Source organism: Microbispora sp. NPDC049633 (assembly GCF_040675265.1).
GTDB classification, from domain to species: Bacteria; Actinomycetota; Actinomycetes; order Streptosporangiales; family Streptosporangiaceae; genus Microbispora; species Microbispora maris.
Genome location: NZ_JBFAOO010000291.1, coordinates 1 through 6,674 on the forward strand (window position 1 = coordinate 1; position 6,674 = coordinate 6,674).

The 6,674-nt window shown below is 72.5% G+C and carries 9 protein-coding genes; 4 read left to right on the plus strand and 5 right to left on the minus strand.

From position 1 onward, the window contains the following. From AB0J39_RS37045 to AB0J39_RS37065, 5 genes are all read right to left on the minus strand, one after another. Nucleotides 1-354: SAF domain-containing protein (locus tag AB0J39_RS37045; protein ID WP_363473447.1), on the minus strand; the 354-nt coding region annotated here is incomplete at its 3' end. Nucleotides 355-475: 121 nt separating this feature from the next. After that, on the minus strand, nucleotides 476-1,282 hold the full coding sequence (locus AB0J39_RS37050; RefSeq protein WP_363473448.1) for an S-methyl-5'-thioadenosine phosphorylase: 807 nt from the start codon (nucleotides 1,280-1,282) through the stop codon (nucleotides 476-478). Nucleotides 1,283-1,344: 62 nt separating this feature from the next. Then, entirely contained in the window at nucleotides 1,345-1,689 is a 345-nt protein-coding gene (locus AB0J39_RS37055; RefSeq protein WP_363473450.1) for an FmdB family zinc ribbon protein, read from the minus strand. A gap of 133 nt (nucleotides 1,690-1,822) precedes the next feature. After that, on the minus strand, nucleotides 1,823-3,328 hold the full coding sequence (locus AB0J39_RS37060; RefSeq protein ID WP_363473452.1) for a potassium/proton antiporter: 1,506 nt from the start codon (nucleotides 3,326-3,328) through the stop codon (nucleotides 1,823-1,825). A gap of 33 nt (nucleotides 3,329-3,361) precedes the next feature. Then, entirely contained in the window at nucleotides 3,362-3,928 is a 567-nt protein-coding gene (locus AB0J39_RS37065; protein WP_363473459.1) for a 5-formyltetrahydrofolate cyclo-ligase, read from the minus strand. Between the two features lie 33 nt (nucleotides 3,929-3,961). Here AB0J39_RS37065 and galU point away from each other — a divergent pair, with 33 nt between their 5' ends. From galU to AB0J39_RS37085, 4 genes are all read left to right on the plus strand, one after another. Further along, the gene (gene galU / locus AB0J39_RS37070) at nucleotides 3,962-4,867 is read left to right on the plus strand and encodes a UTP--glucose-1-phosphate uridylyltransferase GalU (RefSeq protein ID WP_363473454.1); all 906 of its coding nucleotides are present in this window, start codon (nucleotides 3,962-3,964) and stop codon (nucleotides 4,865-4,867) included. A gap of 4 nt (nucleotides 4,868-4,871) precedes the next feature. Continuing rightward, nucleotides 4,872-6,056 carry a gephyrin-like molybdotransferase Glp gene (glp, locus tag AB0J39_RS37075; RefSeq protein ID WP_363473456.1) on the plus strand — a complete coding sequence of 395 codons (1,185 nt, stop codon included), beginning with the start codon at nucleotides 4,872-4,874 and terminating at the stop codon, nucleotides 6,054-6,056. Next, complete coding sequence (moaC, locus tag AB0J39_RS37080; RefSeq protein ID WP_142566122.1) at nucleotides 6,053-6,529, plus strand: cyclic pyranopterin monophosphate synthase MoaC; 477 nt, start codon at nucleotides 6,053-6,055, stop codon at nucleotides 6,527-6,529. Before glp ends, moaC begins: the two co-directional genes overlap by 4 nt. Before the next feature lie 3 nt (nucleotides 6,530-6,532). Next, on the plus strand, nucleotides 6,533-6,674 hold a 142-nt coding region (locus tag AB0J39_RS37085; protein WP_363473462.1), incomplete at its 3' end, for a molybdopterin-binding protein.

Sequence of the window (6,674 nt, forward strand, 5' to 3'; positions counted from 1 at the left end):
CACGACCCCCTGCCCGGCGGGCGCCGGCCCGGCCTGGGCCTGGCGCAACAGACCGGGGCCGAGCAGGCGCGCGTCGGTGAGCGGCTCACCCCGGCGCAGCGCGCCGGCGACCACGCGGCCCGTCACCGGCGTGCCGGGCACGAACGTCCCGGCGGGCACCGCGTCGGGCGGCAGCCGTACGACCATGACGTCGGAGGGGGTCAGCCGGCCTCCGGGGAGGTCCCGGGCGGCGGCGAGGACCTCCACCCCGTCCGGGGCCCGGACGGCCAGCAGCACGCAGGCCACCGCCAGACCGGCGAGGACGGCGGCGATCGGACGGCGACGCCGCGCCGCCAGGCGCCTCACGCCGCGCATGGCCGCACCACCCCGAAACGGGCTCCGGCTGTTCCGCGAGCGGCCTCACGTCGTCGGCCGTGCGCGATCAGAAGGAGCCGATGGGCCGACGGTCGCCGGATCGTGGCACGCATCGATGGTCTCAGGGAAGCTCGATCGGCAGCTTGACGCCGTCGAGCGCGCTGCCGCAGGGGCAGGCGCGCTCCTCCGGCAGGGCCTCGACGACCTGGGCGACCAGAGCGCGCATCCGCTCGACGTTGGCGGCGAAGAAGGCCAGGACCTCCTCGTGGGTGACCCCCTCACCGGCCTCCACGCCGGCGTCGTGGTCGGTCACGAGGGCGAGCGTCGTGTAGCAGAGGGCGAGCTCGCGGGCGAGGACGGCCTCGGGGTGCCCGGTCATGCCGATGATCGACCATCCCGCGCCCGAGAACCACTTCGACTCGGCCCGGGTGGAGAAGCGGGGCCCCTGGACCACGACCAGGGTGCCGCCGTCGACCGTGTCCCAGCCCGTCTCGTGCGCCGTGGCGACGGCGGCCGCCCGGCCCGAGGGGCAGTACGGGTCGGAGAACGACACGTGGACGGCGCCGCCCGTGTCGTAGTAGGTCTGCTCGCGGCCCTGGGTGCGGTCTACGAGCTGGTCGGGGATCACGAGGGCGCCCGGGCCGATCTCCGGGCGCAGGGACCCGACCGCGCTGGGCGCGAGCACCTGGCGGACGCCGAGGGACCGCAGAGCCCACATGTTCGCCCGATAGGGGATGCGGTGGGGAGGAAAAGTGTGGCCGCGGCCGTGCCTGGGGACGAACGCGACGGTCCGCTCGCCGATGCGGCCCACGGTGAGCGAGTCACTCGGCGGGCCGTACGGCGTCGTCACGTCGATCTCTTCGGCGTCCTCCAGCAGCGAGTAGAACCCCGAACCGCCGATGACCCCGATGTCTGCGCGATTGACCATGGGCCGACACTAGCGAACGCCGCCGCGCACCCGGCGCGTCCCGCCGGCCCCTGTGGATAACCTCAGGCGGCGGCGGTCGAGCCGGACGACGACGTGCTCGACGAGGAGGTGCTCGACGAAGACGAAGAGGTGCTCGACGAGCTCGTGGAGGTCGCCGGCTCCTTCTTGCCCGAGTCGCCGGACGCCTTCGAGGCCGACGACGTGGTGGACGTGGTCGTCGACGAGCTCGACGAACGGCTGTCGGTCCGGTAGAAGCCCGAGCCCTTGAACACGATGCCAACGGCGGAGAAGACCTTGCGCAGCTTGCCCTGGCAGGCCGGGCACTCCGTGAGCGGGTCGTCAGAGAACTTCTGGACGGCCTCCAGCTGCTCACCGCAAGCGGTACAGGCGTACTGGTAGGTAGGCACTCGCTCCTCCTGAGACTGGCACTCGACCGGGTCGATTGCTAATCGTACGCAATCAACAAGCGCAAACGCCACTCCAGCCATGTTTATTGCCCCGGGGTGTCCCTTTCGCCCGCGGCCCGTTCGACGGCCCTGCTCAGTTGCCGCGTTCGCCGTACCAACCGGCGAGCTTGCCGCGTCGGCTCACGGCGCGCAGGCGGCGTTCGACCGTCTCCCGCTGGGCGGCCGTGGTGACCACGAGAAGCTGGTCGCCCGCCAGCAGCCGGGTCGTCTGCGTGGGCACGAACGACTGCCCGTTCCGTACGACGAGCGTGACCATCGTGTTCGCGGGCAGCCGGAGCTCGAAGATCTCCACGCCGTGCATGAGCGAGCCGGACGGGATGCGGACCTGCAGCAGGTCGGCGTTCAACTCCTCCAGCGGCGCGGCCTCGACGTCGAGGTCGCGCGCCTCGCCCTCCGCCGCCAGGCCGAGCACCCGGGCGAGGTACGGCAGCGTGGGCCCCTGCAGGATCGTGAACACGACGACGATGATGAAGACGTCGTTGAACAGGCCCTTCGCCCCCGGCAGGCCGGCGGCCCAGGGGATCGCGGCCAGCACGATGGGCACCGCGCCGCGCAGCCCGGCCCACGACAGGAACACCTGCTCGCGCCACGACAGGGCGCCGAGGCGCAGGAGCCGCGCGACCGCCGCGGACACCAGCACGGACGCCGGCCGGGCGAGCAGGACCAGCAGCAGGCCCGACAGCAGGGCCGGGACGAGCACGCCCGGCAGCTCGCGCGGGTCGACCAGCATGCCGAGCATCACGAACAGCCCGATCTGGGCGAGCCAGGCCGCGCCCTCCGCGAAGCCGCGCGTGGCGGCGCGGTGGGGGAGCTTGGCGTTGCCCAGGACCAGCGTCGTCAGGTAGACCGCGAGGAACCCGCTGCCGTGCAGCAGAGTCGCCCCGCTGTAGGTGACGAACGCGAGCGCCAGCACCGCGATCGGGTAGAGGCCGGAGGCGGGCAGGGCGACCCGGCGCAGTGCGTACACCCCCGCCGGGCCCACGGCGAGACCGACGGCCGCGCCGATGACCAGTTCGACGGTGGTGTCCAGCAGGACGTGCGGCAGCGAGAGGGTCAGCGACGAGCCCGCGCTCAGCATGATCACGAGGATGACGGTCGGGGCGTCGTTGAAGCCCGACTCGGCCTCCAGGATCCCGGCGAGCCGGGGCGGCAGCGGCAGCCGCCTCAGCACGGAGAACACGGCCGCCGCGTCGGTCGACGCCAGGAACGCGCCGAGCAGCAGCGCCATCCGCCACTCCATGCCGAGCAGGACGGCGACGCCCGCCGCGAGCACGACGACGCTGACCGCGATCCCGGCCGTGGCGAGCACGAGCGCCGTCGGCACGGCGTCTCGTACGTGGTTCCAGTTGGTGGTGAGACCACCCTCGGCGAGGATCACGGCGAGCGCGATCATGCCGAGTTGCTGGGCCGTCTGGGCGTTGTCGAAGTTGATGCCGACGATGCCGCCCTCACCGAGCAGCAGTCCGAGGCCGAGATAGAGGAGCAGCGTGGGAAGGCCGGTGCGATGCGCGATCCGTACGGACGCGATGGCCGCGATGACGACGACGGCGGACAGGAGCAGCCAGACGTTCAGACCCACCCGCTCCCTTCGCCGTCCGTTACGTCAATCTTGTCACATCTGTACCAAACGGGCGATTCCACTCGGGAGGGCGGCGAAGCGTACGCGCTGGTCGTGCGGCTCGGCCGGCACCCCCTCCATCAGCTCGCCTTCGTGCAGGAGTGCCACCGTCGGCACGTTCGGCCCGACGCGGGCGAGCGCGCGGTCGTAGAACCCGCCGCCGCGGCCGAGCCGTACGCCGGTGACCCGGTCCACCGCCAGGGCCGGCGCGATGACCAGCGCGGCGGTGCGGATCGTGTCGACGCCGCGCCGGACGTCCACGGGCTCCATGATCCCATTGGGGCCGGGCGCCAGCGAGTCGGGACCGTCGTAGACCGCCCAGTCGAGATCGCCGTCCGGGCGCTGGACCGGCAGGATCACCGTGGCGCCGTGCTTCCACAGGGCCAGGATCAGCCCCTGCGTGGACGGCTCGGTGCCGGTCGACCAGTAGCAGGCCACCAGGCCCGCCATCTGCACCCACGGCTGGTCGAGGAGTAACTCCCGGATGGACGCCGACGACTCGCGCAGCGTCTCCGCATCGAGTTCCGACCGGTCGCGCAGGATGCGCCGACGCAGGTTCATCTTGTCCAAAGACCGCTCCGTTAGTGTCTACTCATGGCTGACTTCGATCCCGTGACCAAAGCCGTCGTGCCCGCCGCGGGTCTCGGCACCCGCTTCCTTCCCGCGACGAAGGCGACCCCCAAGGAGATGTTGCCCATCGTCGACAAGCCGGCCATCCAGTACGTGGTGGAGGAGGCCGTCTCCGCCGGGCTGCTGGACGTCCTCATGGTGACCGGCCGCAACAAGCGCTCGATCGAGGACCACTTCGACGTAGCGTACGAGCTTGAGGACGCTCTTCGCGCCAAGGGCGACGAAGAGCGGCTCAACCAGGTGAAAGAGCCCGTCGACCTCGCCACCATGCACTACGTGCGGCAGGGGGAGCCCAAGGGCCTCGGTCACGCCGTCCTGTGCGCCAAGCAGCACGTCGGCCACGAGCCGTTCGCCTGTCTGCTCGGCGACGACCTCATCGACCCGCGCGACGCGCTGCTCAAGCGCATGATCGAGGTGCGCGCGACCTACGGCGGCAGCGTCGTGGCGCTGATGGAGGTGCCGCGCGAGCACGTCTCCCTGTACGGCGCCGCCGCCATCGAGCCGACCGCCGAGGACGACGTCGTCCGCGTCACCGACCTCGTGGAGAAGCCCCCGGCCGACGAGGCGCCCTCGAACTGGGCCATCATCGGCCGTTACGTGATCGACCCGGCCGTGTTCGGCGTGCTGGAGCGGACCCCGCCCGGGCGCGGCGGCGAGATCCAGCTCACCGACGCCCTGCGTACGCTGGCCTCGGCGGGCCCGGAGGAGGGCGGTCCGGTGCACGGCGTGCTGTTCCGCGGCCGGCGCTACGACACCGGCAACAAGCTGGAGTATCTGCAGACCGTGGTGCAGTTCGCCGCGAACCGGGACGACCTCGCCCCCGAGTTCCTGCCGTGGCTGCGGGAGTTCCTCGACAAGTCCGGACAGTGAGCCGATGAAGCCCGTCGACCGCCATCTCGCCGACATCCTCGCGGCGGTGCGTCCGCTCGCGCCGCTCGAGGTCGAGATCGACGCCGCCCTCGGCGCCGTGCTGGCCGAGGACGTCGCCTCGCCCGTCCCGCTGCCGCCCTTCGACAACTCGGCGATGGACGGCTACGCCGTACGGGCCGAGGACGTGGCCGCCGCGCCCGTCACGCTGCCCGTGATCGGGGACGTGGCGGCCGGTGACGGCGGGCTCAACGCCCTCGGGCCCGGCCTGGTCACCCGCATCATGACCGGCGCGCCCATGCCGGCCGGCGCCGACGCCGTCGTCCCGGTCGAGTGGACCGACGGCGGCACCGCCCGCGTACGGATCGACAGGCCGGCCCCGCTCGGCAACGCGATCCGGCGGGCGGGCGAGGACGTCCGGGCGGGCGACGTGGTGCTCCGCGAGGGCACCAGGATCGGGCCCGCGCAGATCGGGATCCTCGCCGGGGTCGGCCGCCGCCGGGTGCGGGTGCGGCCCCGGCCGAGGGTCGTCGTGCTGTCCACGGGTGCCGAGCTCGCCGAGCCCGGCACCCCGCTGGGCGCCGGCCGGATCTGGGAGTCCAACAGCTTCATGCTGGCCGCGGCCGTGCGCGAGGCGGGGGCGGAGGGGTTCCGGGCCGGTTCGGTGACCGACGACCCCAAGGAGTTCCTGGACACCCTGGACGCCCAACTCGTGCGGGCCGACGCCGTGATCACCAGCGGCGGCGTCTCGATGGGGGCGTACGAGCCGGTCAAGGAGGCCCTGTCGCCGCTGGGCACGGTGACCTTCGAGAAGGTCGCCATGCAGCCGGGCATGCCGCAGGGCTTCGGCGTCGTGGGGCCTGACCAGGTGCCGATCTTCACGCTGCCGGGCAACCCGGTCTCGTCGTTCGTGTCGTTCGTCCTCTTCGTGAAGCCGGCCCTGCGGGTGATGCAGGGCCTCCCGGCCGGGCCGCCCGCGACCGTACGCGCGACCGTCACCGCGCCGCTGCGGTCCCCGGCCGGTAAGCGGTCGTACCTGCGGGCCGTGCTGTCCGGCGAGACCGTCGCGCCGGTGACGAGGCAGGGCTCGCACCAGCTCGCGGCGCTGGCCGGGGCGAACGCGCTGATCGTGGTGCCCGAGGACGTGACCTCGCTGCCCGAGGGCACCGAGGTGGAGGTGATACCGCTATGAAGCTGACTCACGTGGACGAGTCGGGCGCCGCCCGGATGGTGGACGTCTCCGAGAAGGACGTGAGCGCCCGTACCTCCGTCGCCACCGGCAGGGTGCTGCTGTCGCCCGAGGCGGTGGCCGTGCTGCGCGCGGGGGACGTGCCGAAGGGCGACGCGCTCGGCGTGGCGCGGATCGCCGGGATCATGGGCGCCAAGCGCACCCCCGATCTCGTGCCGCTGTGTCATCCGATCGCGCTGACCGGGGTGAAGGTCGACCTGGCCGTCGTGGACGAGGGGGTGGAGATCACCGCCCGGGTCCGTACGGCCGACAGGACGGGCGTCGAGATGGAGGCGCTCACGGCCGTCACCGTCGCGGCGCTCGCCCTGGTGGACATGGTCAAGGCGGTCGACCCGGCGGCGGTGATCACCGATGTGCGGGTGGAGGAGAAGACGGGCGGCAAGACGGGCCACTGGACCCGTTCCGGACAGGAGTAAGGCGTGCGCGCGTTGGTGGTGACCGTCTCCAACAGGGCGTCGGCGGGCGTCTACGAGGACCGCTCCGGGCCGCTGCTGGCCTCCCTCCTGCAGGAGGCGGGGTGCGACCGGGTGGACGGGCCCCGGGTGGTCCCCGACGGGGACG